This window comes from Mycobacterium sp. ACS1612 (assembly GCF_001667505.1).
Lineage (GTDB): Bacteria > Actinomycetota > Actinomycetes > Mycobacteriales > Mycobacteriaceae > Mycobacterium.
In genome coordinates this window covers 148,039-169,869 of sequence record NZ_LZHZ01000019.1, presented here as the reverse complement: position 1 = coordinate 169,869, position 21,831 = coordinate 148,039, and the positions used below count along the sequence as shown (strand labels likewise).

Below are 21,831 nucleotides of genomic sequence, written 5' to 3'. Positions count from 1 at the left end.
GTCGCCGCCGTTTTTCCCCCAACGCACCCCCCACCTCCCCCCGTCGCTGTGGTGTTTGGGCGGGTTGTTGGGGCGCCCCCCCTCCCCGCCCCCCCCCCCCCCCCCCCCCCCCCCCCGCGGGGGGGCCCCCGACTTGCGTTGAGGTGTTGAGGCGTCAGCCGTCCGCGCCGTCGGAGCCGCTGCCGCCGCTCTTGCCGGTCGAGGAGCCGCCCTCGCCGCCGGTGCCGCCGGTGTTGCCGATGCCGCCGGCACCGCCGTCGCCACCGGTGCCGCCGGTGGCTTTCCCGCCGGTGTTGTTGGTGCCGGTGGTCGCCGAGCCGCCGGTGCCGCCGTCGCCGCCGTTGCTGCCGATGATGCCGCCGGTGCCGCCGCTGCCGCCCGATCCGCCGGTGGCATCACCCGAGCCGACGTGAGTGGTGGTGTTGCCGGATGTGGCAGTGCCGCCGCTGCCGCCGGAGCCGCCGTCGCCGAGCACGCTGCCGCCGTCGCCGCCGGAGCCGCCGGAGCCGGCCGTGGCATCGCTGCTGCCGCCGGTGCCGGTGCTGGTTGCGTTGCCACCGGTGCCGCCGGTGCCGCCGTCGCCGACCACGGTGGTGTGTCCGCCGTCGCCCGCGCTGCCGCCTGTGGTTGCGCCGAGACCGCTGGCGTCGCCGCCGGAACCGCCGTCACCGCCGGCGCCCAGCACGCCGCTGTCGGCACCCGAGCCACCCGCACCACCCGACGCGGTGCCCAAGGTGCTCGCCGCGTCGCCGCCGGTGCCGCCCGCGCCGCCGGTCCCCGTCACGATGCCGCCGTCGCCGCCGTCGCCGCCCGCGCCGCCCGTCGAGGTGCCGAGCAGGCCCGAGGAGCTACCGCCCGCGCCGCCGTCACCACCGGAGCCGAGCAACACGGTGTGGCCACCGTCGCCCCCATCGCCACCCGCGATGTTCCCGACGCCTACGGCGGCGCCACCGGCGCCACCGTCGCCCGCATCACCGATGACGATGCCGGAGTTGCCGCCGTCACCACCGTCACCGGCCGCGCCGCTCAGCGTGGAGGCACCGCCGCCGCCACTGCCGCCGGAGCCGATCAGGATGCCGCCGTTGCCGCCGTCGCCGCCGTCGGCCGTACCCACCAGGCCGGTGGCGCCGCTGCCGCCGTCACCGATGAGGCCCGAGTGGCCGCCGTTGCCGGTCGTCGGGTCGGTGTCGGTGCTCACGACCGAGGAACCGCCGTTGCCGAGCACGAGGCCGGAATCGCCGCCATTGCCGCCGAGCACGGAGGTGCCGCCGCTGCCGATCAACACGGCGCCGTTGCCACCGTCACCGGTGCCGGAGATGCCGCCGTTGCCGAGGACCAGGCCGCCGTTGCCGCCGTCACCGGTGGCCGAGATGCCGCCGTTGCCGAGGAGCAGGCCGCCGTTGCCGCCGTCGGCGCCCGCGCCAGTTGCGGTCCCGCCGTTGCCGATCAGCAGGCCACCGTTGGTGGCGGTGCCATCGGGATTAGTGGTGCCGTTGCTGATCAGCGGCGTCACGACCGGCGCCAGCGGGGCCAACGGTGAGGTCGGCGCAACCAGCGAGTCCACCGTGGTCGTGACGATCGGCGTGGCCACCGTGGGCACCGCGGTCACGACCGGCACGGCCGTCGACACGACATCGGACACCGTCGACACGACCGGCGCCACCACCTTCTTGACCAGCGAGCCGAGCAGGCCGCCGAGGCTGGTCAGCTGCACGTCCTGCGGCGCAGCTGTCGGCGGGGTGGCCGGGGTGACGGCGGCGGTCAGCGCAGCGGCGCCGCCGCCGCTCGCCAGTACGCCTGCCGCGAGATAGGTCGTGACTTTGAGCTTCCTGGAGGTGTTCTTCGTGCTGTGTTTGGCCATCGCCCCGGGATACCTTTCGTTGCCGATTGCAGTTCAGCTCTCTGGACAGCTAATAGTTCTAGGTCAGCGAGCAACATAATGCCACTAATAATCTGATTGCCATAGCAAAATCAAAAAGAATTTTTCAGGGCACCACGAAGATCATGGTTTCGCCTGAGCATCGGGCCTTGAGCGGAGCGTTGGTCGGCTAACGACATGCATCTAGCAGCTATGGCGGTAAGCACCGGGCGAGGCGTCTTCGGGAAACTATGTCGCGGGGATCATGAATGGCGCTTCTCAGCGCAATGTTCCCAAGTGTAGGAATCGACGGAAACGCAAATAACAGCAACTTGGCTGGCAAAGTTTGGCAGGTCTCTCGCAACTTGGTCTGCGTCTTGCCGTCCCGCAGCTGCTGTAACGGATGTGCCGGGCCGGCGCACAGCACTTCGACAGGCACTTCGTCGAAAGGAAGACCAATGATGTTCCTGCCGATCATCGCCGGCGCAATCGCCGGCGCCGCTCTGAGCCTGGCCGGTACCGCGGCAGCGGCACCGTCGGGTGCGCCCGACGCCTCCCAGACGATCGGACAACTTCAGGCCCACGGCTTCGATGTGATCGTCAACAAACTCGACGCCGCGCCCCTGCGCGAGTGCGTGGTCAGTTCGGTGCGGCCGGGACAGACGTTCTCCAGGATGGATTCCGGTGCGCCCGGCGCGATGGACGACATCGTCACCACGGTCACCGGGATGACGGTCTACGTCGACGTGGCGTGCTGAACCGCGGCGCAGGGCGAACACCCTAGCGGGAGCTAGGGTGGGCCCATGCGAGTCGGAGTTCTTGGCGCCAAGGGCAAGGTCGGCGCGACGATGGTGGCGGCCGTCGAGTCCGCCGCCGACCTCACGTTCACTGCCGGCGTGGACGCCGGCGACCCGCTCACCCTGTTGTCCGACAGCCGGACTCAGGTCGTCATCGACTTCACCCACCCCGACGTGGTGATGGACAACCTGAAGTTTCTGATCGACAACGGAATTCACGCCGTCGTCGGCACCACCGGCTTCACCGACGAACGGCTGAGCCAGGTCAAGGACTGGGTCGACAGCAGACCCGACAGCGCCGTGCTGATCGCCCCGAACTTCGCCGTCGGCGCGGTGCTGTCCATGCATTTCGCCAAGCAGGCGGCGCGCTTCTTCGAATCCGCCGAAGTCATCGAACTGCACCATCCGCAGAAGGCCGACGCGCCGTCGGGCACCGCGGCCCGCACCGCCCGCCTCATCGCGGAGGCGCGAAAAGGCCTGCCGCCCAACCCCGATGCCACCAGCACCGGCATCGAGGGTGCGCGCGGCGCCGCTGTGGACGGCATCCCGGTGCACTCCGTGCGGCTGGCCGGGCTGGTAGCGCATCAGGAAGTGCTGTTCGGCACGCAGGGGGAGACCCTGACGATCCGCCATGACAGCATGGACCGTACCTCGTTCGTCCCCGGCGTACTGCGCGCGGTGCGCACAATCGGTGAACACCCCGGTCTCACAGTCGGTCTCGAGCCCTTCCTCGACTTGACATGAGTGACGGGGCGCGCGCATTGCGCATCCAGCTGTTGATCGGCTTCATGTGCGTGGCCCTGATCGTCTACTTCCTCATGCTGGGCCGAATTGCGATGGCGTTCATCACCTCCGGGCGGCCGGCCGCGATCGGTCTGGGCGTCGCGTTGCTGGGGCTGCCGTTGATCGGAATTTGGGTGATGGTCAGCACGCTGCGTGCCGGTCTGGCACATCAGCGGTTGGCCCGCATCGCCAAGGACGAGGGCATGGAACTCGACGTCAGCTCGTTGCCGCGGATGCCATCCGGGCGAATCGAACGCGACGCCGCCGACGCGCTGTTCGAGACGGTGCGCGGCGAAGTCGAAGACCATCCCGGCGATTGGCGGCGCTGGTATCGACTGGCCCGCGCATACGACTACGCCGGTGACCGCAGCCGCGCCCGCGAGACCATGCGCAAGGCGGTCGAAATGCAAGAACGCGAGCGCCAATAGTGAAGACGCTGCTGCTCATCCACCACACGCCGTCGCCGTACATGCAGGAGATGTTCGAGGCGGTGGTCAACGGCGCCACCGATCCCGACATCGAAGGCGTCGAGTTGGTTCGGCGCCCGGCGTTGACGGTGTCGCCTGCCGACGTGCTGGCGGCCGACGGCTTTCTGCTCGGCTCGCCGGCGAATCTCGGCTACATGAGCGGCGCACTGAAACACGCGTTCGACGTCTGCTACTACCCGTGTCTGGACACCACCCGCGGCAGGCCCTTCGGTCTGTATCTGCACGGCAATGAAGGCACCGAAGGAGCCGAGAACGGCGTCACGGCGATCACGACCGGGCTCGGTTGGGTGAAAGCCGCTGCGTACGTTCGCGTGTCAGGTAAGCCGAGTAAAGACGACCTGCAAGCGTGTTGGGAACTCGGTGCGACGGTGGCCGCTCAGTTGATGGACTGAGCGCGCCCGTTTCCCTGATCGGCGTGCGCACCTGGCGGTATCGTCGGTGGGCCAACGTCTTCGAGGGGTGAGGTAGAGGTCGATGGGGGAGAAGGCGACGCACTCGAGGCGGCCGGCGTCTCATCCGATGGGACCGTGCGACATCGCGCAGGCCGCGCTGTTCGCCGACATCCTGTCCGCCGAAATCGTCACCCTGCGGGCGCAGCTGCGCAGGGCGGAGAAGCAGTGGGACCACCGCCGCGACCGCAGTCGGGGCGAGGTCGAGACGCCTGCCAGGCTGATCCGGCTGCGGGAGCAATTGAACGAGGCACGACGGCTCGCCGCCCGGCTTCGCAAGCTGCCAACCCATACAGTGTGACGGTATGCGGACAGCGTTTCACGAGCAGCTCGACGCTCTCGCCGCCGACATCGCCGACATATGCGGGATGGCGGGCACGGCGATGGAACGCGCGACGCAGGCCCTGCTGCAGGCGGACCTGGTGCTGGCCGAGGACGTCATCTCGACGCATGAGGCGTTCACGGCGCGGATCAGGAAGGCCGAGGAAGCGGCGATCACGGTCCTTGCGCTGCAGGCGCCGGTGGCAGGCGACCTGCGTCTGGTCGTCAGTTCGTTGTCCAACCTCGCCGACGTCGACCGGATGGGTGCGCTCGCTTTGCACGTCGCCAAGCTGACGCGCCGCCGCCACCCCGCCAACGCGTTGCCTGAGGAGGTCAACGGCTACTTCACCGAGATGGGGCGCATCGCGGTCGACATCGGCAACAGCGTGAAAGACGTTGTGCAATCCGGTGATCCGGATCGGGCGGCGCAACTCGACGATGACGACGACGACATGGACAATCTGCACCGACACCTGTTCACCGTGCTGATGGACCGCGAGTGGAAACACGGGGTGGCCGCCGCCGTCGACGTGACGCTGCTGGGTCGCTACTACGAACGGTTCGCCGATCACGCCGTCGAGATCGGCCGCCGCGTCATCTTCCAGGCCACCGGTCAACCGACGGAATAGGACACCACATGCCCGGAATCGCCGAACTCGCTTTGGGTGCAGCGCCGATCGCCGGTGGGGCCTTGTTGGGTGTCGCCGCGGGAAACCTCAAACCACCGGATGTCCGCGCCAACATCGCCAAGGACATGGATCTGCTGGAACGGATTCCCGACGACCAGCCCGAACTCAGGGCGCGCCTGAAGGACAGCATCGATCGACGGATCGACGCGCTCATCAAGGCCGACGAACGCAGTCGCGAACTGCGCATCGCGGCCATGTCCTACAGCGGCAACTGGCGCGACATTGTGGTGTTCATCTGCGCCGTGCTGTTCACGATCGTCTGGTGGAACGTCAGCCACAGCCGGGCCAACTGGCTGGTGATGTTCGTCGTGATGATCATCGTCTCCGTCGTCGCGGGCATTTATGCGGGCCGCGGCCTGTTACGCGCGGCCCGCCGCTTCCTGCGCCGCGACGACGGCGGCGAATGAGTTAGTTGGGCAGCGCGGAGGCGAACAACTCCTGCAACGCGATCCAGTGCCGCTCGGCGGCGGGCTCGTCGTAGGGCAGGTTGTCGGGCACGGCGAAGCCGTGTGCGGCCGGATAGAACTCGACGGTGTGCGTGACGTTGGCCGCCGTCAGCGCCTTGTCCAGCGTCTCGGCCTGTTCCGGGGTGAACGACGCGTCGTTCTCGGCGCCCGCGACATAGACGGTCGCCTTCATCCGGTCGGCGAGCAGATGGGGGCTGGTCGCGTCGTCAGTGACCAGGCCTCCGCCGTGGAACGACCCTGCGGCGGCCACCCGATCGGGCAGCCGGCCCGCGACGATCACCGACGTGCGTCCGCCCATGCAGTATCCGCAGACTCCGAAGGCGTCGCCCTTGACCTCGGGTCGCGAGGCCAGGAAGTCGAAGAACGCGGTCGCGTCGGCGGCCATCATGTCGGGGGTGATGCTGCCGATCATCCCGAACAGGCGCTTGCGTTCGCTCGAGTCGGAGAACACGGTTCGCATGTCGAACGGCTGCCAGTCGCCGTGGCGGTAATAGACGTCGGGCAGCAGCACGGCGTGGCCGAAGCCGGCCAGGCGGTCGGCCATTTCCTGGAAGGTGGGCCGGACGCCGCCGGCGTCGACGTACATCACGACAGCCGACCAGGGGCCGGGGCCGTTGGGGGTGTGCAGGGTCACGGGGCAGGTGCCGTCGGGGGTGGTGACGGCGGCGGAGATGGTCGGCATGGCTTCCGTTCTACTCGCCGGCCCTCGACGTAAGCTGAGCGACGTGCCCATCGCCACGCCGTACGAGGATCTGCTCCGGTTGGTGCTCGACCGCGGCACCCCGAAATCGGACCGCACCGGCACCGGCACCCGCAGCCTGTTCGGCCACCAGATGCGCTACGACCTGTCGGCCGGCTTCCCGCTGATCACCACCAAGAAGGTGCACACGAAGTCGATCGTCTACGAGTTGCTGTGGTTTCTGCGCGGCGACTCCAACGTGCGTTGGCTGCAGGACCGCGGCGTCACGATCTGGGACGAATGGGCAAGCGAGACAGGCGATCTGGGTCCGGTGTACGGCGTGCAGTGGCGGTCGTGGCCGACGCCGTCCGGTGAGCACATCGACCAGATCAGCGCGGCGGTCGAGTTGCTCAGGACCGACCCGGACTCGCGACGCAACATCGTCTCGGCCTGGAACGTCGGCGAGATCCCGCAGATGGCGTTGCCGCCGTGCCACGCGTTCTTCCAGTTCTACGTCGCCGACGGGCGGCTGTCCTGCCAGCTGTATCAGCGCAGCGCCGACCTGTTCCTCGGCGTGCCGTTCAACATCGCCAGCTACGCGCTGCTCACCCACATGATGGCCGCGCAGGCCGGCCTCGAGGTGGGCGAGTTCATCTGGACCGGCGGCGACTGTCACATCTACGACAACCACGTCGAGCAGGTCACCGAACAACTCAGCCGCCAGCCGCGGCCGTACCCGGAACTCGTTCTGGCGCCGCGCGATTCGATCTTCGACTACACCTACGAGGACATCGTCATCAAGAACTACGACCCGCACCCGGCGATCAAGGCGCCCGTCGCTGTATGACGACCCTCGGGCTGATCTGGGCCCAGTCGACCTCGGGTGTGATCGGCCGTGACGGCGGCATTCCGTGGCGGCTGCCAGAAGATCAGGCCCGGTTCAAGGAACTGACCATGAGCCACACCGTGGTGATGGGACGGCTGACGTGGGAATCGCTGCCCGCGAAGGTGCGCCCGCTGCCGGGGCGGCGCAACCTCGTCGTCACCCGGCAGGCCGACTACGCCGCCGACGGCGCGCAGGTGGTGCAGACGCTGGACGGCGCGCTGGGCGACGACGAGGTCTGGGTGATCGGCGGCGCGCAGATCTACGCGCTGGCGCTGCCTACCGCGAACCGGTGCGAGGTCACCGAGGTGGAGATCGACCTGCCGCGCCGGGACGCCGACGCGGTGGCGCCGGTGCTCGACGAGACCTGGATCGGCACCAGCGGGGAGTGGCTCACCAGCGCCTCGGGGCTGCGCTACCGGTACCACAGCTACCGCCGCTAGACAGGTTGTCGGTGGCGTACTGCAGGATGACCAGGTGCCGACAAGACTGACGGCCGCCCAGGCGCGCCGTATCGCCGTCGCCGCGCAAGGCTTCACCGAGCCCAAGCCGCGCGGGCCCGTCACCCGCGCGCACCTGCGGCGGCTCATCTCGCGAATCCAGGTGCTGCAATTGGACTCGGTGTCGGTGGCGGTGCGTGCCCACTATGCGCCGGTGTTCAGCAGGCTCGGGCCCTACGACCGCACGGTGCTCGACCGGGCGGCCTGGAGCCATACGGCGCGGGCACCGCGGCTGCTGGTCGAGTACTGGGCGCACGAGGCCGCGCTGATGGCGGTCGACGACTGGCCGCTGCTGCGCTGGCGGATGCGCGAATACACCCACGGCCGCTGGGGCACCCACGTCGTCAAAGACAACCCGAAGCTCGTCGAGGACGTCATCGCGGCGGTGAAGGAGATCGGGCCGTCGACCGCCGGACAGATCGAGGCCCACCTCGGCGCCGCGCAACGCGGACGCAAGGGGCCGTGGTGGGACCGCAGCGACACCAAATGGGTGACCGAGGCGCTGTTCGCCGCGGGCGTGCTGACCACGGAGACGCGCGTCGGCTTCGCTCGCTACTACGACCTGGTGGAGAACGTGCTGCCGCCGGAGGTGGTGGCCCGCCAGGTCGACGACGAGCAGGCGGTGCGTGAACTCACGATGAGGGCCGCCACAGCGTTGGGTGTGGGCACCGAAACCGATATCCGCGACTACTTCCGACTGTCGCCCAAGCTGTCCAAACCGGCGATCGCCAAACTCGTCGCGGACGGTGCTCTCGAAGAGGTCGAGGTCGCCGGCTGGACCGCCCCGGCGTATCTGCCTGCGGGGCAGGCGGTTCCGCGGCGAGACCGCGGAACCGCGCTGTTGTGCCCGTTCGACCCGCTGATCTTCTTCCGGCCGAGGGTCGAGCGGCTCTTCGGTTTCCACTACCGCATCGAGATCTACGTGCCCGCACCGAAACGCCAATTCGGTTACTACGTCTGGCCGTTTCTGCTCGACGGTGAACTCGTCGGTCGTGTCGACCTGAAGGCCGAGCGCGCCCGCGGCGCGCTGCACGTCGTCGGCGCGTTCGCCGAACCCGACAAGGACAAGTCGCGGGTGGCAGATGCGCTGGCTGCGGAACTGCAGACGATGGCGTCCTGGCTGGAGCTGTCCGACGTCCAGGTCGCCGCCAACGGCGACCTGTCCAAGCAGCTACGGGCGGCCGTCAACCGGCTGTGAGACTGCCTTTCTCACAGGTGAATTGACACACGTCGGTTCTGCCGGTGCGAAACAGATCGGCGCAGCCGGTCAGGTACTTCATGTATCGCTGGTAGACCGCGTCGGAGGTAAGTGCGATGGCCTCGTCCCTGTTGGCCTCGAGTTTCGCGGCCCAGATGTCGAGAGTGCGTGCATAGTGCGGGCGAAGCGCTTGCACGCGTGTGACGTCGAAACCTGCCCGGGTGGCATGGTCGCGCACCTGCTGAACCTGTGGAAGCCGCCCGCCGGGAAAAATCTCGTCCATGATGAACTTGATGAAGCGCAACAGCGACATCGTCATCGTGAACTGACGTTCTTCGATCTCTTCGTCGCTGGGAATGACGATCGTGTGCAGCAGCATCTTGCCGCCGTCGGGTAGTGAGTCGAATGTGCGCCTGAAGAAGTGCTCGTACTTGTCGAATCCGAAGTGTTCGAATGCGCCGATCGAGACGATTCGGTCGACTCGACCGTCCCATTCCTCCCACGATTGCAGCCGTACTTCCATGCGCCGCCGACTATTTGACTTCGCGAACAAATTGTCGGTGATGTGCGCCATCTGATTGTGCGACAACGTCAGGCCGATGACGTTGACGTCGTATTTCTCGACAGCCCGCATCATCGCGGCACCCCAGCCACAGCCGATGTCCAGCAAGGTCATTCCCGGCCGGAGGTCCAGCTTGCCGAGGGCAAGATCGATCTTGGCGATCTGCGCCTCGTCCAACGTCATGTCGTCGCGTTCGAAGTACGCGCAACTGTAGACCTGGTTCGCGTCTTGCCAGAGCCGGAAGAATTCGTTCGACAGGTCGTAATGAGACTGGATGTCGTCGGCGTTGGACCCGCGCGTTCTCGGGGTTGGCCGGCTGCCCTGGATTGCGCTTGAACCGCGCGTTTCGGTTGACCTTTCTGCCACTGTGAGTCCCTCTGCATGTCGGTGGAGGTCGGTCCAGTGTCAGTTTTTTCAACACTCCGGCCGACGGTACCCGGTCAACCGAAATACATCGAATGCCGGGTAGACCGTTGTATACAAAAGGGTGTTGAGAAGTCGCTGCCAAGCAGCGCTCAATATCCTGCTAACGCAAAAACAGCCGCACAGCGAAGCGAATGTGTCGCAATGTGGACAACCGACGGCCCGGCCGGGCCGGACCGGCTCATCGCAGTGCGCCTTCGGCGTTCGGTTGTCCCTCGCCGGGCACAGCCGACTCTCCGCTGAACTCCGGCACGCCGCGACCGCGCACCTTGTTCACGATGAACACTCCCGCGCCGACGCACAGCCAGACCAGCCCGCCGACCTTGGCGAGGTAGTCGGCGTTGAACAGCACATATCCGATGATCAGGAAGCCGAGTGTCGGAACCACCAGGTGCAGCAGGTAGTTCTTCGACTTCTTGCGTCCGATGTAGTACCAGACGACTGACACGTGCAGCAGGCAGAAGGCAAACAGCGCACCGAAGTTCACCAGCGACGAGATCAGCGCGATCTGCCCGACGAAGAACAGCACCAGCACCACGCTGATGGCGCTGACCAACAGGATGGCGGCCATCGGCACCTGACGTGCGCTCACCTTCGACAAGAAGCTGGGCAATTGCCGGTCGCGGCTCATCGAGTACAGCAGTCGACTGGTCGCCGCCTGCGCGGCCATCGCGTTGGCGAAACCGACGGCGAGCACGTTGACGACGAAGAAGGCGTTCATCCATCCGGTGCTCGACGCCGCCTCGACCAGTTTGAAGAACGCATTGCCCGCTTCGTCGTCGCTGAACGACGACCGCCCGCCGGCCAGCAGGCTGGCCAGCCACGTCTGACCGATGAACAAGAACGCCACGATGAACAGTGCGCCGACCATCGCCTTGCCCGCCGGGTTGCGGTCGCCGGTGGATTCCTCCGCCAGTGTCGAAATGCCGTCGAAGCCAAGGAAACTCAGCACCGCGATCGACAACGCCGCCGCGAGTAGTGGCGCGCTGACGGTTTCGGGATTCCAGATCGGTGTGGTGCTCCAGTGCACATCGGGCAACCGGTCACCGCTGATGGCGCGCACCGCGATGACGACGAAGATCGCGAGGAAGACCAGTTCGAGTGCCAGAAACACGCGGTTGGCCATCTTCAGGGAATCGACGCCGAGCAGGTTGATCACGGTGTTCACGGCGACGAACAGCAGTGCCCATACCCACCGAGGGGTTCCCGGGAACAGGCCGATCATCGATTCGGCCGCCAGCACGTACAGCAGCGTCGGGACCAGTAGATAGTCCAGCAGAATCGCCCACCCCGCGAAAAAGCCGACGCCCGAATGGATTCCGCGGCCCACGTAGGCGAACACCGAGCCCGCTAACGGGAACGACTTGGCCATCTGCGCGTAGGCCAGCGCGGTGAACACCATCGCCACCAGGCCGATCAGATAGACCAGCGGCACCATGCCTTTCGCGCTGTTGTAGACGACGCCGAAAATCGTCCACGGCGCGATCGGCACCATGAACACCAGCCCGTACACCAGCAGATCGAAGGTCGAGACCGATCGGTGCAATTCCTGCTTGTAGCCGAAGGATTCGAGCGTGCGCTGATCGGCCATGACCGTCCTATCCGAAGGTGTGAGTGGGTGGGCTGAGTTAGATGCGGGCCGAGGCGTCGCGGGCGGCGTCGTGACTGGCCAAAAAGTCGCCGACGACGGCGCGGAACTCTTCGGGCTTCTCGAGGTGCGAGCAGTGGCTGGTGTCGGGGAACACGTGGCTGCGCGCGTCGGGGATGAGCTCGGCGTAGGGCTGCCACGCGGCGGGCACCGCCTCGTCGAATTCTCCTGCGATCACCAGCGTCGGCGCGGTGATCTGCGGCAGCCGGTCGATGATGGTCCAACCGCGCAGGGTGCCGAGCACGTAGAACTCGTTGGGCCCGTTCATGGTGTGGTAGACCGTCGGCTCGGCCTCCATCTGGGTGATCGTGTCGACGAGGTCTTGCGGCATCGGGTCGACGCGGCACAGGTGGCGCAGATAGAACTCGTTGGTGGCCTGTACGTACTCCGGATCGCTGTAGGTGCCGGCCTCCTCGTGGCGAGTCAGCGCGGCCTGGGTCTCGGGCGGCAACTGGGCCCGCAACTGCGCGCAGCCCGCCATCCACAGCTCCATCGACGCGGGCGAATTGCAGATCGCCAGCGAGGCGAGCCCATGCGGTTGGCGGACCGCGATCTCGGCGCCCAGCATGCCGCCCCATGACTGGCCGAGCACGTGGTACTCGTCGATGCCCAGCGCGGTGCGCACGGCGTGGAACTCCTCGACGAACAGGTCAGGGGTCCAGAAGTCGGCGGGCGCGTCCGGGAGGTGGCTGCTCTTACCGCAGCCGATCTGGTCGTAGTGAATGACCGTCCGCCCGGTCTCCGCGGCGAGGCCGGCAATGATGCGCACGTAGTTGTGCGCCATTCCCGGCCCGCCGTGCAGCACAAACAGGGGCAGGGCGCCCTCGCGCGCATCGTCGGGTGCGGTGATCTGCACCCAGGTCTCATGGTCGCGGAACGGCACCGTCCTGGTCGTGGGAGTCATGGCGCTCAGCATGGACCCGTAAAGGTCTCATGACAAGACCATTGATCGAGATTTAACATTCAGGCATGGCGCACACCGGTGCACCCTCTGGGGGACCAGGACTGCCGGGTTTGCTCCAGCAGCAGCTGGACAGCTCATCCCGGGTCGACGAGATCACCGACCGACTGATCACCGCGATCGCGATCGGTGAGTATCTGCCCGGCGCGCGGCTACCGGTGGAAAGGGACCTCGCCGCGTCGCTGGGGGTGGGCCGAATGACGGTGCGGGCCGCGCTGGCGCGGTTGCTGGACCGCGGCCTCATCGAGACCCGGCGCGGCCGCGGCGGCGGGTCGTATGTGCTCGACCAGTGGCCGGAGTCGTCGACCGACGCGGTGGGCCGCACCCTGCGCGACCGACTCGATGATCTGCGTGACCGTTGCGATGCGATATGCCGTCTGCAGGGCACCGTCTGCCGCGCCGCAGCGGAGTCCCGCTCCGAGCACGACATGTTGGTGCTGCGCACCCGGTTCGAGGCCTACCGGAGCGCCGACAGCGGGCTTGCCGCACAGCAAGCCGACAGCCGATTTCATCTCGCGATCATGGATGCCGCCCACAACGACGTCCTCAAACAGCTGTTGCTCGATCTGAAAGCCACCGTCAGCATCGGTTCACCCGCACACCCGTGGGGCGAGCCAACGACCATGCGCGCCATGGAATTACGCGCGCTACGGGAGCACGAGCAATTGGTGCAGGCGATCGCCGACGGCCGCGGTGACGACGCCGAGCATCTGGCGCGTCATCACGGCGCGATCGACTTCGAGCTCATCACCACCGCGATGCACCGCGCAGGCGTGCTCACCGAGTGACGCCGTCGTCGCCTTCGAACGCGGGCGGGCGATCGTCACCACGCGAGAACGACAGGCTGGCGCTTTGCAGCACCACCACGAGCGTGCAGACCAGCACGAGCACCTTGGCCTGGTTGGCACCGATGTGGGCGCCGACGGAGAGTCGGCCCAGCATGGCCGTCCGCCACACCGCGTAGGCAACAAGCGCGAGGCTGGCGTAGGGCAGGTAGGTCAACGCCGTCGACACCACCCTGGTCATGGTGGCGTTCAGGCCATGCGGCGGCTCGGTGGCCCGACGCCAGCGGAAGCCGGCCAGCCACATCGCCAGGCAGAGCGCGAACACCGTCGGTATCAACCACGTCATCACGTTGTGCGCGAAGTTCCACAGCGACGCGCTGGCGTCGGTCCAGCCCGGGGCCAGCGATTCGTGCGGTCCGACCGGCTGCTGCGGCGGGTTGGCCAACGACAGCGCGAGCTCGTCCAGGCTGGCGACGATGAAGGAGACCACGACGGGCGGCGCGAGCACCGCGACGATGAAGCGGAAGTGCACACCCAGTGTCGCCGCTGAAATCAGTTGCACCGCACCGAAAAGCAGTGTGTAGACCGAGAAATGGAAGGCCACCCCGGCGAGCACTTCCTTCGACAACGCCCGACCGCTGATGAGCGCGCACCCCTCTTCACCCGATAGCAACGAGAACAGGGTCGCCGCGGTGATCAGGCCGACGCAGGCGCTGCCCAACGCCGTGAGGAAGCGGTTGTCCTGACGGTGCTCGATCGCGGCGTCGATCGCTCCGTCCCGCCGGTGCTGGCGGTTCAACACGAGCATGATGGCCAAGAACGCGAAGCCGGCCAACACCCCGGCGAGCCCGGAGTAGTTGCTCGCGGCCTGGGAGAAGTCGAACTGGATCCACAAGTCGCAGGAGGACGCCTCACGCAGAAAGTGGATGCCGACCATGAATCTCCAGCTAACGGTTGGAGTACCTCGACCGCGCCAACGTAGCAGGTGACGGGCGTCGCCGGTGCGCATTGACGCCGGATACTGTGTGCTCGTGGCCGAGACCGCGCCGCTGCGCGTGCAGCTGATCGCCAAGACCGACTTCTTGGTGCCGCCGGACGTGCCATGGAGCACGGACGCCGACGGCGGCCCGGCGCTGGTCGAGTTCGCCGGGCGGGCCTGCTACCAGAGCTGGTCGAAGCCCAATCCGAAGACCGCGACCAACGCGGCTTACCTGCGGCACATCATCGACGTCGGCCACTTTTCGGTGCTCGAGCACGCATCGGTGACCTTCTACATCACCGGCGTCTCACGGTCGTGCACACATGAGCTGATCCGGCACCGGCATTTCTCGTATTCGCAGCTGTCGCAGCGGTTCGTGCCCGAACACGACGCGCAGGTCGTCGTGCCGCCGGGTATGGAGGACGACGAGGAACTGCAGAGCATCTTCAAGGCCGCCGCGGACACCAGCCGCGCCACCTATACCGAACTGCTGGCCAAGTTGGAGGCCAAGTTCGCCGATCAGCCGAACGCGGTGCTGCGGCGCAAACAGGCTCGACAGGCCGCGCGTGCGGTGCTGCCCAACGCGACCGAGACGCGCATCGTGGTGACCGGGAACTACCGGGCATGGCGACATTTCATCGCGATGCGGGCTAGCGAGCACGCCGATGTGGAGATTCGTCGGTTGGCGATCGAATGCCTGCGGCAGCTGATCGACGTCGCGCCGCAGGTGTTCTCAGACTTCGAGATCGCCGAGCTTGCGGACGGGAGCGAAGTGGCGACAAGTCCGCTAGCCACGGAGGCGTAGCCGGAGCTGGCCAGGCCTGAGCCACGGAGGCGTAGCCGGAGCTGGCCAGACCTGAGCCACGGAGGCGTAGCCGGAGCTGGCCAGACCTGAGCCACGGAGGCGTAGCCGGAGCTGGCCAGACCTGAGCCACGGAGGCGTGCGCGGGTCGGGCGTATATAGCTACGGAACGCTGAGGTTGAGCGGGTAATCTTGGTGCCCGTGAGTACCAGCGGAATCGACGTGACCGCCCGATTGGGCACTGTGCTAACGGCGATGGTCACGCCGTTCAAGCCCGACGGGTCGCTGGACACCGACGCCGCGGCCCGCCTCGCCACCCATCTCGTCGACGCCGGCTGTGACGGCCTGGTGCTGTCCGGAACCACAGGGGAGTCGCCGACCACGACCGACGACGAGAAGCTCACGCTGCTGCGCGTGGTGCTGGAGGCGGTCGGTGATCGGGCCCGGATCGTCGCGGGCGCCGGCAGCTACGACACCGCGCACAGCGTGCACCTGGCGAAGGAATGCGCGGCCGCGGGCGCGCACGGCCTGCTGGTGGTCACCCCGTACTACTCGCGGCCGCCGCAGGCCGGACTGGTCGCCCACTTCACCGCGGTCGCCGATGCCACCGAACTGCCGGTGATCCTCTACGACATCCCGCCGCGCTCGGTCGTGCCGATCGAATGGGACACCATCCGCACGCTCGCCGAGCATCCGAACATCGTTGCCGTCAAGGATGCGAAGGGCGATCTGCACGGCGGCGGACAGATCATCGCCGAGACCGGGCTGGCGTACTTCTCAGGTGACGACGCGCTGAACCTGCCGTGGCTGGCGATGGGTGCCGTCGGGTTCGTCAGCGTCTGGGGGCATCTGGCCGCGGGCCAGCTGCGAGACATGTTGTCGGCGTTCGCCTCCGGCGATGTCGCGACAGCCCGCAAGATCAACGTCACGCTCGGGCCGCTCAGCGGAGCCCAGGCCAGGCTCGGCGGCGTCACTCTGGCCAAGGCGGGGCTGCGTCTGCAGGGCATCGAGGTCGGTGATCCGCGGTTGCCTCAGATTCCGGCCACCCCCGAGCAGATCGAGGCGTTGGCAGCCGATATGCGTGCCGCCGCGGTGCTGCGGTAGTGAACGAAGAACTCAAGCCGCCGGGGCCCCTGGCTCCTGGCGGTCTACGGGTGACCGCACTCGGCGGCATCAGCGAAATCGGCCGCAACATGACCGTTTTCGAGCACCTCGGCAGGCTGCTGATCGTCGACTGCGGCGTGCTGTTCCCCGGTCACGACGAGCCCGGTGTCGACCTGATCCTGCCTGACCTGCGCCACGTCGAGGACCGCCTCGACGACGTGGAAGCGCTGGTGCTCACCCATGCGCACGAGGACCACATCGGCGCAATTCCGTTCCTGCTCAAGCTGCGTGCCGACATTCCGGTGGTCGGCTCGAAGTTCACGCTCGCGCTGGTCGCGGAGAAATGCCGCGAGCACCGGATCAAGCCGGTGTTCGTCGAAGTGGACGAGGGCCAGAGTTCGCGGCACGGCGTGTTCGAGTGCGAGTACTTCCACGTCAACCACTCGATTCCAGGTTGTCTGGCGATCGCGATACACACCGGGGCGGGCACCGTGCTGCACACCGGCGACATCAAGCTCGACCAACTGCCGCTGAACGATCGGCCGACCGACCTGCCCGGCATGTCGCGGCTGGGCGACGCCGGGGTAGACCTATTCCTCTGCGACTCAACGAATTCCGAGATCCCCGGCGTCGGCCCCTCGGAGAGCGAGATCGGGCCGAACATGCACCGGCTCATCCGCGGCGCCGAAGGCCGGGTCATCGTGGCGTGCTTCGCCTCCAACGTCGCTCGCGTGCAGCAGATCATCGACGCATCGGTGGCGCTCGGCCGCAAGGTGTCGTTCGTGGGCCGGTCGATGGTGCGCAACATGGGCATCGCCAGGGAACTCGGTTATCTCCAGGTCGACACCGACGACGTGATCGACATCGGCGCCGCGGAAATGATGGCGCCCGAACGGATCACGCTGATCACCACCGGCACACAGGGTGAGCCGATGGCGGCGTTGTCGCGGATGTCGCGTGGCGAGCATCGCAGCATCACCCTGACCTCGGGTGACCTGATCATCATGTCGTCGTCGCAGATTCCCGGCAACGAGGAAGCGATCTTCGGCGTCCTCGATGCGTTGGCCAAGATCGGCGTCCGAGTCGTCACCAACGCCCAAGTGCGAGTGCATGTTTCGGGCCACGCCTACGCGGGTGAGCTGCTGTTCCTGTACAACGCGGTGCGCCCACGCAACGTGATGCCGGTGCACGGGACGTGGCGGATGCTGCGCGCGAACGCCAAACTGGCCGAGCGAACGGGTGTCGATCAGCAGTCGATCATGTTGGCGGAGAACGGCGTCAGCGTCGACCTGGTGGCGGGCAGAGCGTCGATCGCGGGTGCGGTGCCCACCGGCAAGATGTTCGTCGACGGGTTGATCACCGGTGACGTCGGCGACGCGACGCTGGGTGAGCGCCTCGTGCTGTCGTCGGGTTTCATCGCGGTGACGGTGGTGGTCCGCCGCGGCACCGGCAAACCCGCCGCACCCGCGCATTTGCATTCGCGGGGCTTCTCAGAAGATCCGAAGGCCCTGGAACCGGTGGCCCGCAAGGTGGAGGCCGAGCTGGAAACCCTTGCCGCCGAGCGCATCACCGAGACCACGCGGATCGCGCAGGCCGTCCGCCGCGTCGTCGGCAAGTGGGTGGGCGAGACCTACCGCCGGCAGCCGATGATCGTGCCGACGGTCATCGAGATCTGACGGGAGTCTCAGCCGAGGTCGGGCGGCGGTGCCGGTTCGAACGTCTGGGTGACGACCCCTGGCTGCATCGCGGGTCGTACCTGCCGCGCAGCGGCGAGGCCCGCGCAATCCCAACTCGAGTAGAGGTACTTGCCGTCCTTGTCGAAGTACTTGGTCTCGGTCCATTCCCCGCCCGCCAGGCTGCAGCACAGCCTCTTGTTCGACCCGCGGCCGACGCATTCGTCGTACGAAGCTGCACTGCCCGCCGGCGCCGCGCACGCGGTCGCTGGGTGGACGACGGCGCTGCCTGCCAGTATGGCCGCCGCGAGGACCAGTGCGGCCAGCACCAGTCGGGGCCAGAGCGATCTCATGACTTCTCACCCGGTCGGTTGCTCGGCTCCCGCGTCCCGGGAGAGATTGCGGGCGAGAGCGTTCCGATGGTGAGGCCGGGCGGCACCCGAACGATCCGGGGCGGAGGATCGCAGCGAGGAGCTTGCCCGGGCTGCTGCTCATGCCACACACCGCCGAACGAGATGCAGCACTGGCGCACCCCGTAGTACCAGCTGACGTAGTCGTCTTCGCGTTGGGCCTCATAGCCTTCCGCGCAGTTGTCGAATGCCGCTTGATCCCACTGCCGGGCCTGCGCGGCGGTGATCGGGAGAGCACCGACGACGCCGGCGCCCAGTGTGCTCGCCGTGGCAGCCACGACTGCGGCGATGAGTTTCAAGGTGGACATGGTCAATGCCTTTCCGGGATGACCAACGGGACGTTGAGGTCGCAGCCGACGTGAGCCGAGTGTGTCCACGCGTCCAGGCATGCGATGGATTTCCAGATCCGCCGTCGCGCCGACCAGCCGCATGAACAGGCGGCGACGTTGCTTCCGAGGTGTGACCGGTAGACCGCCGTGCACCCCGCTTCGTCGGCCGCTTCGGGCAGGAGCCGACGCCATCGCACAGGTGATGCGGTGTTGCTGAAAGGCATGTCGACTCCTGGACGCTGTCGTGGTGGACGTGTCCAGCAATCGTCGGCAGTGCCGACCGCCGACATAACGGGCGGCGCGCCCATATCCGCGGAAGGCCGTTAGGGACACCCGCGAACGCGACCGACTAGGGGATTAGGGGCTAAGCCTTCTCCGCGTACGCGGTCCACTCGAGCTGCGACGCGCCCAGCTTGCGACCGGTCGGGCGAATGTAGGTACGCAAGTAGTGATCCGGTCCGGCCTGCTCGACGAGGTGCCAGCCGTACTCGGCCACCAAATCGGCAACCGTCTCGGGATCCAGCCCGAACCGCCAGATCTGCCGGCGTTGCCGGAATCGTTTGTAGAGGATTTCGGCGCCGTACATGTTCGCCCCGTCGATGAAGTCCTTGCGGACATAGGTGAACACCAGACGGCTTCGGGTGGCCGCGCCCTGCAGCGCGACCAGTGTTGCGCGAACCGCGTCCTCGGTCAGGTACTGCGTCACGCCCTCCCAGATGAAGAACGTGCGCGCATCGGGGCGGTAACCGTGCGCCGCCAATGTGCCGATGAGGTCGTCGCGCTCGAAATCCAACGGCACCAGGTGAACCGATGCCGGCACCGCGCCGATCACCCGCTCGACGGCGGCGCGCTTGCGGTCGATGTTGACGCCGAGATCGACCTCGAAGACCGGGATGTTCGAGCGACGCGCGAGACGACAGGCCCTGGTGTCCATGCCCGCGCCGAGGTCGACGACAGCGTCGATGTCGCCGAGGATTTCGTCGAGCTTGTCGTCGATGAACCGCTTCCTGCAGGCGATCAGCGCCCACGAACCCGGCACCGTGCGCTCACCGGCCGCGATCGTCAGGCGACGCAGCACCGGCGCGCGCATCGCGCGCACGACGGCGCGTTGACCGGGTGGCAGGAAGGCCAGCGCCAGGTCGTCGAACACCAAGCGTCGGTCCGGCGGTTCGAACTGCTCGATCGCCGCCTGCGCCATCGGGCCGAAGGCTGTCTGTGCCGCGGGATTTCGCGTCATCGTCAGCGTTTGTTGGCGTACCCCGCGTCGACCGGCAGTGTCACACCGGTGACGTAGCGCGCCTCGTCGGACACCAGCCATGCGACCGCCGCCGCGATGTCCTCCGGCTGCAGGATCTGCACCGGCATCGCATTGCCCATGTCCGGCGGCCGCTCCGACTGCGCGATCACATTGGCCAGCCACTGGCGGGTGTGGTCGTTGTCGATCATCGGGGTGAGCACCCCGCTGGGGTGAATCGAGTTCACCCGAATGCTGTGCGGCGCAAGATGATTGGCGTAGGCCCGCATCAGGCCGACCACGCCGTGTTTGGCCGCGGTGTAGCCGAGCGAGCCCGGATCGCCGCCGCCGATGCCGACCAGGCCCGCCGCCGAACTGATCAGCACGATCGACCCGCCATCGCCCTGTCCGATCAGCGTGGGCATCGACACCTCGACCGTGTTGTGCACGCCGGTCAGGTTGACGTCGATGACGTCTCGCCAGCCCTGCGCACCCGACTCCATCGGCGCGATGCCGGCGTTCGCCACCACGATGTCGAGCCTGCCCAACTCGTCGACTCCGGATTGCAACACCGAAGCCAGCGCCGCCTGATCGCGAACGTCGGCCTCGCCCGCGACGATTCGAGCGCCGGCGTCTTCGACGAGCTTGACGGTGGCGGCCAGATCGTCGGCGGTGGCCATCGGATAGGGCACCGAATCGATCTGGTCGCAGATGTCCACCGCGATGATGTTCGCGCCGTCGGCGGCCAACCGGATCGCCTCGGCGCGCCCCTGACCGCGGGCTGCGCCGGTGATGAACGCGACTTTGCCTGCCAGAGAAGGCATTATGGCCGCAGCTGACCCTTGCTGGGATCTCCGGCGATGACCGGCTGCAACACCTTGATGTCCGCTGCGCCGTCGAGAAGCTCACCGACGGTGCCGAACAGGGTGGCGACCGCGGGCGCGGCGCTGTGCGCCTTCAACGCGTCCGCGTCGGCCCATTGTTCGACGAAGACGAATGTGCCGTCGGCTTCGTGCAGCGAGTACAGATCGCAACCGGGCTCGGAGTGCACGGCCTCGATGGCCTGCGTGCACGCGTTGCGAACCGCGTCCACCGACTCGGGCTTGGCTTTCATGGTGGCGACGACGGTGACGGGCATGGGACTCCTCGCTGACTACGTGCTGGACGGTTGCCTAGCCTACCTACAGGGTTTTGCCGTCGTCAGACCATGTCGACCCAGATCGTCACCGCCGCCGCAACGACCGCGAGCAGTGCGAGCAGGGCGGTGTCGACGGTGCTCAGGCGGGTGGGGTCGGCCCGGCCGATGCGCAGTTCCCTGGCGATCAGGAACAGCGGGAAGGTCACGCTGATCGCGATCAACAGGCCGCCCACGACGTACGCCCACACATATCTGACGCCGTGCTTGCGCGCCTCGATCACCATCAGGATGGCAGCGGCGAGGAAGAACAGCACGATGTCGACGGTCAGCGACCGGGAGGCGGGGGTGACCTTGGAGTCGATGAAGAAGTGGAGTAGGAAGCGGCCTGGGTTGTCGAGATAGGCGACGTTCTGGCTCCAGGTGGCGATCAGGGCCGCCGCGGCGATCACACCGTAGACAGCGCACAGCGCCTTGCTGGTTGTCGGGAGGGCTGTTTGGGCCTGTGAAGTGGTCATTTCGGCACCGTAGGGCGTCGCAGCGACTCAATCGATACGTTTCTGTGACCCCTGTGGCAGATGGTGAATATGTGGCTTATGCGACTAGGCTGGGAGGCATGCCAAGTAAGACCGCTGCCCGCTCTGGAGCCCGTTCGAGCAGGTCAAAGGCTGGTG

26 protein-coding genes are annotated in these 21,831 nt (G+C 67.1%); 14 read left to right on the top strand and 12 right to left on the bottom strand.

All coding sequences use genetic code 11. The features are described 5' to 3' along the window. Positions 1–154 precede the first annotated feature (154 nt). Complete coding sequence (locus tag A5724_RS35010) at positions 155–1,861, bottom strand: hypothetical protein (RefSeq protein ID WP_067798830.1); 1,707 nt, start codon at positions 1,859–1,861, stop codon at positions 155–157. A gap of 455 nt (positions 1,862–2,316) precedes the next feature. On the opposite strand from A5724_RS35010, the gene A5724_RS07880 reads away from it, so the two are divergent. The 7 genes from A5724_RS07880 to A5724_RS07850 all read left to right on the top strand — a co-directional run bounded on the left by A5724_RS07880 (position 2,317) and on the right by A5724_RS07850 (position 5,792). Beyond that, positions 2,317–2,616: a hypothetical protein gene (locus tag A5724_RS07880; RefSeq protein WP_232004739.1), complete on the top strand. Its 300-nt coding sequence runs from the start codon at positions 2,317–2,319 to the stop codon at positions 2,614–2,616. A gap of 45 nt (positions 2,617–2,661) precedes the next feature. After that, the gene (dapB, locus tag A5724_RS07875; protein WP_067798827.1) at positions 2,662–3,399 is read left to right on the top strand and encodes a 4-hydroxy-tetrahydrodipicolinate reductase; all 738 of its coding nucleotides are present in this window, start codon (positions 2,662–2,664) and stop codon (positions 3,397–3,399) included. Then, complete coding sequence (locus A5724_RS07870) at positions 3,396–3,866, top strand: tetratricopeptide repeat protein (protein WP_067798824.1); 471 nt, start codon at positions 3,396–3,398, stop codon at positions 3,864–3,866. Before dapB ends, A5724_RS07870 begins: the two co-directional genes overlap by 4 nt. A gap of 41 nt (positions 3,867–3,907) precedes the next feature. Continuing rightward, positions 3,908–4,318 carry a flavodoxin family protein gene (locus A5724_RS07865; protein ID WP_369830614.1) on the top strand — a complete coding sequence of 137 codons (411 nt, stop codon included), beginning with the start codon at positions 3,908–3,910 and terminating at the stop codon, positions 4,316–4,318. Between the two features lie 82 nt (positions 4,319–4,400). After that, positions 4,401–4,676, top strand: a complete 276-nt coding sequence (locus tag A5724_RS07860) for a hypothetical protein (protein WP_156752176.1) — start codon at positions 4,401–4,403, stop codon at positions 4,674–4,676. 4 nt (positions 4,677–4,680) lie between these two features. Continuing rightward, on the top strand, positions 4,681–5,325 hold the full coding sequence (gene phoU, locus A5724_RS07855) for a phosphate signaling complex protein PhoU (RefSeq protein ID WP_067798814.1): 645 nt from the start codon (positions 4,681–4,683) through the stop codon (positions 5,323–5,325). 8 nt (positions 5,326–5,333) lie between these two features. Continuing rightward, the gene (locus tag A5724_RS07850; RefSeq protein WP_067798811.1) at positions 5,334–5,792 is read left to right on the top strand and encodes a hypothetical protein; all 459 of its coding nucleotides are present in this window, start codon (positions 5,334–5,336) and stop codon (positions 5,790–5,792) included. A gap of 1 nt (position 5,793) precedes the next feature. Here the strand turns inward: A5724_RS07850 and A5724_RS07845 are convergent, their stop codons facing one another. Then, on the bottom strand, positions 5,794–6,534 hold the full coding sequence (locus A5724_RS07845) for a dienelactone hydrolase family protein (protein WP_067798808.1): 741 nt from the start codon (positions 6,532–6,534) through the stop codon (positions 5,794–5,796). A gap of 43 nt (positions 6,535–6,577) precedes the next feature. Between A5724_RS07845 and A5724_RS07840 the strand changes: the two genes are divergently transcribed. The 3 genes from A5724_RS07840 to A5724_RS07830 are packed head-to-tail and all read left to right on the top strand — an operon-like array spanning position 6,578 to position 9,112. Continuing rightward, entirely contained in the window at positions 6,578–7,378 is an 801-nt protein-coding gene (locus tag A5724_RS07840) for a thymidylate synthase (protein ID WP_067798805.1), read from the top strand. Then, the gene (locus A5724_RS07835; protein WP_067798802.1) at positions 7,375–7,857 is read left to right on the top strand and encodes a dihydrofolate reductase; all 483 of its coding nucleotides are present in this window, start codon (positions 7,375–7,377) and stop codon (positions 7,855–7,857) included. The genes A5724_RS07840 and A5724_RS07835 overlap by 4 nt, the downstream gene beginning before the upstream one ends. 34 nt (positions 7,858–7,891) lie before the next feature. Beyond that, complete coding sequence (locus A5724_RS07830; protein ID WP_067798799.1) at positions 7,892–9,112, top strand: winged helix-turn-helix domain-containing protein; 1,221 nt, start codon at positions 7,892–7,894, stop codon at positions 9,110–9,112. On the opposite strand, the gene A5724_RS07825 is transcribed toward A5724_RS07830, so the two are convergent. The 3 genes from A5724_RS07825 to A5724_RS07815 form a co-directional block, all read right to left on the bottom strand. Then, complete coding sequence (locus A5724_RS07825) at positions 9,099–10,001, bottom strand: cyclopropane mycolic acid synthase family methyltransferase (protein WP_067798873.1); 903 nt, start codon at positions 9,999–10,001, stop codon at positions 9,099–9,101. The genes A5724_RS07830 and A5724_RS07825 overlap by 14 nt on opposite strands. 277 nt (positions 10,002–10,278) lie before the next feature. Further along, on the bottom strand, positions 10,279–11,688 hold the full coding sequence (locus A5724_RS07820) for an APC family permease (RefSeq protein WP_067798796.1): 1,410 nt from the start codon (positions 11,686–11,688) through the stop codon (positions 10,279–10,281). A gap of 37 nt (positions 11,689–11,725) precedes the next feature. Beyond that, entirely contained in the window at positions 11,726–12,649 is a 924-nt protein-coding gene (locus A5724_RS07815; protein ID WP_232004738.1) for a proline iminopeptidase-family hydrolase, read from the bottom strand. A gap of 65 nt (positions 12,650–12,714) precedes the next feature. Here A5724_RS07815 and A5724_RS07810 point away from each other — a divergent pair, with 65 nt between their 5' ends. Continuing rightward, positions 12,715–13,494, top strand: coding sequence for a FadR/GntR family transcriptional regulator (locus tag A5724_RS07810; protein ID WP_067798790.1), 780 nt, complete (start codon positions 12,715–12,717; stop codon positions 13,492–13,494). Here A5724_RS07810 and A5724_RS07805 read toward each other — a convergent pair. Then, a complete protein-coding gene (locus tag A5724_RS07805; RefSeq protein WP_067798788.1) occupies positions 13,484–14,428 on the bottom strand; it encodes a hypothetical protein in 945 nt (314 codons plus the stop codon). The two genes, A5724_RS07810 and A5724_RS07805, sit on opposite strands and share 11 nt — an antisense overlap. A gap of 94 nt (positions 14,429–14,522) precedes the next feature. On the opposite strand from A5724_RS07805, the gene thyX reads away from it, so the two are divergent. From thyX to A5724_RS07790, 3 genes are all read left to right on the top strand, one after another. Then, complete coding sequence (thyX, locus tag A5724_RS07800; RefSeq protein WP_067798870.1) at positions 14,523–15,275, top strand: FAD-dependent thymidylate synthase; 753 nt, start codon at positions 14,523–14,525, stop codon at positions 15,273–15,275. Between the two features lie 198 nt (positions 15,276–15,473). Next, a complete protein-coding gene (gene dapA / locus A5724_RS07795; RefSeq protein ID WP_067798786.1) occupies positions 15,474–16,376 on the top strand; it encodes a 4-hydroxy-tetrahydrodipicolinate synthase in 903 nt (300 codons plus the stop codon). Continuing rightward, complete coding sequence (locus A5724_RS07790; RefSeq protein WP_067798784.1) at positions 16,376–18,052, top strand: ribonuclease J; 1,677 nt, start codon at positions 16,376–16,378, stop codon at positions 18,050–18,052. Before dapA ends, A5724_RS07790 begins: the two co-directional genes overlap by 1 nt. A gap of 8 nt (positions 18,053–18,060) precedes the next feature. Here A5724_RS07790 and A5724_RS07785 read toward each other — a convergent pair whose 3' ends face one another. From A5724_RS07785 to A5724_RS07755, 6 genes are all read right to left on the bottom strand, one after another. Continuing rightward, positions 18,061–18,402, bottom strand: coding sequence for a hypothetical protein (locus A5724_RS07785; protein WP_067798781.1), 342 nt, complete (start codon positions 18,400–18,402; stop codon positions 18,061–18,063). Continuing rightward, on the bottom strand, positions 18,399–18,767 hold the full coding sequence (locus A5724_RS07780) for a hypothetical protein (RefSeq protein ID WP_067798777.1): 369 nt from the start codon (positions 18,765–18,767) through the stop codon (positions 18,399–18,401). Before A5724_RS07780 ends, A5724_RS07785 begins: the two co-directional genes overlap by 4 nt. A gap of 385 nt (positions 18,768–19,152) precedes the next feature. Next, positions 19,153–20,025: an SAM-dependent methyltransferase gene (locus A5724_RS07770; protein ID WP_067798771.1), complete on the bottom strand. Its 873-nt coding sequence runs from the start codon at positions 20,023–20,025 to the stop codon at positions 19,153–19,155. Between the two features lie 2 nt (positions 20,026–20,027). Beyond that, positions 20,028–20,846 carry a mycofactocin-coupled SDR family oxidoreductase gene (locus A5724_RS07765; RefSeq protein ID WP_067798768.1) on the bottom strand — a complete coding sequence of 273 codons (819 nt, stop codon included), beginning with the start codon at positions 20,844–20,846 and terminating at the stop codon, positions 20,028–20,030. Next, positions 20,846–21,160 (bottom strand): putative quinol monooxygenase, encoded by a 315-nt coding sequence (locus A5724_RS07760; RefSeq protein WP_067798765.1) that lies wholly within the window; start codon positions 21,158–21,160, stop codon positions 20,846–20,848. The genes A5724_RS07765 and A5724_RS07760 overlap by 1 nt, the downstream gene beginning before the upstream one ends. Before the next feature lie 62 nt (positions 21,161–21,222). Beyond that, entirely contained in the window at positions 21,223–21,675 is a 453-nt protein-coding gene (locus A5724_RS07755; protein WP_067798761.1) for a DUF2834 domain-containing protein, read from the bottom strand. Positions 21,676–21,831: the final 156 nt, after the last annotated feature.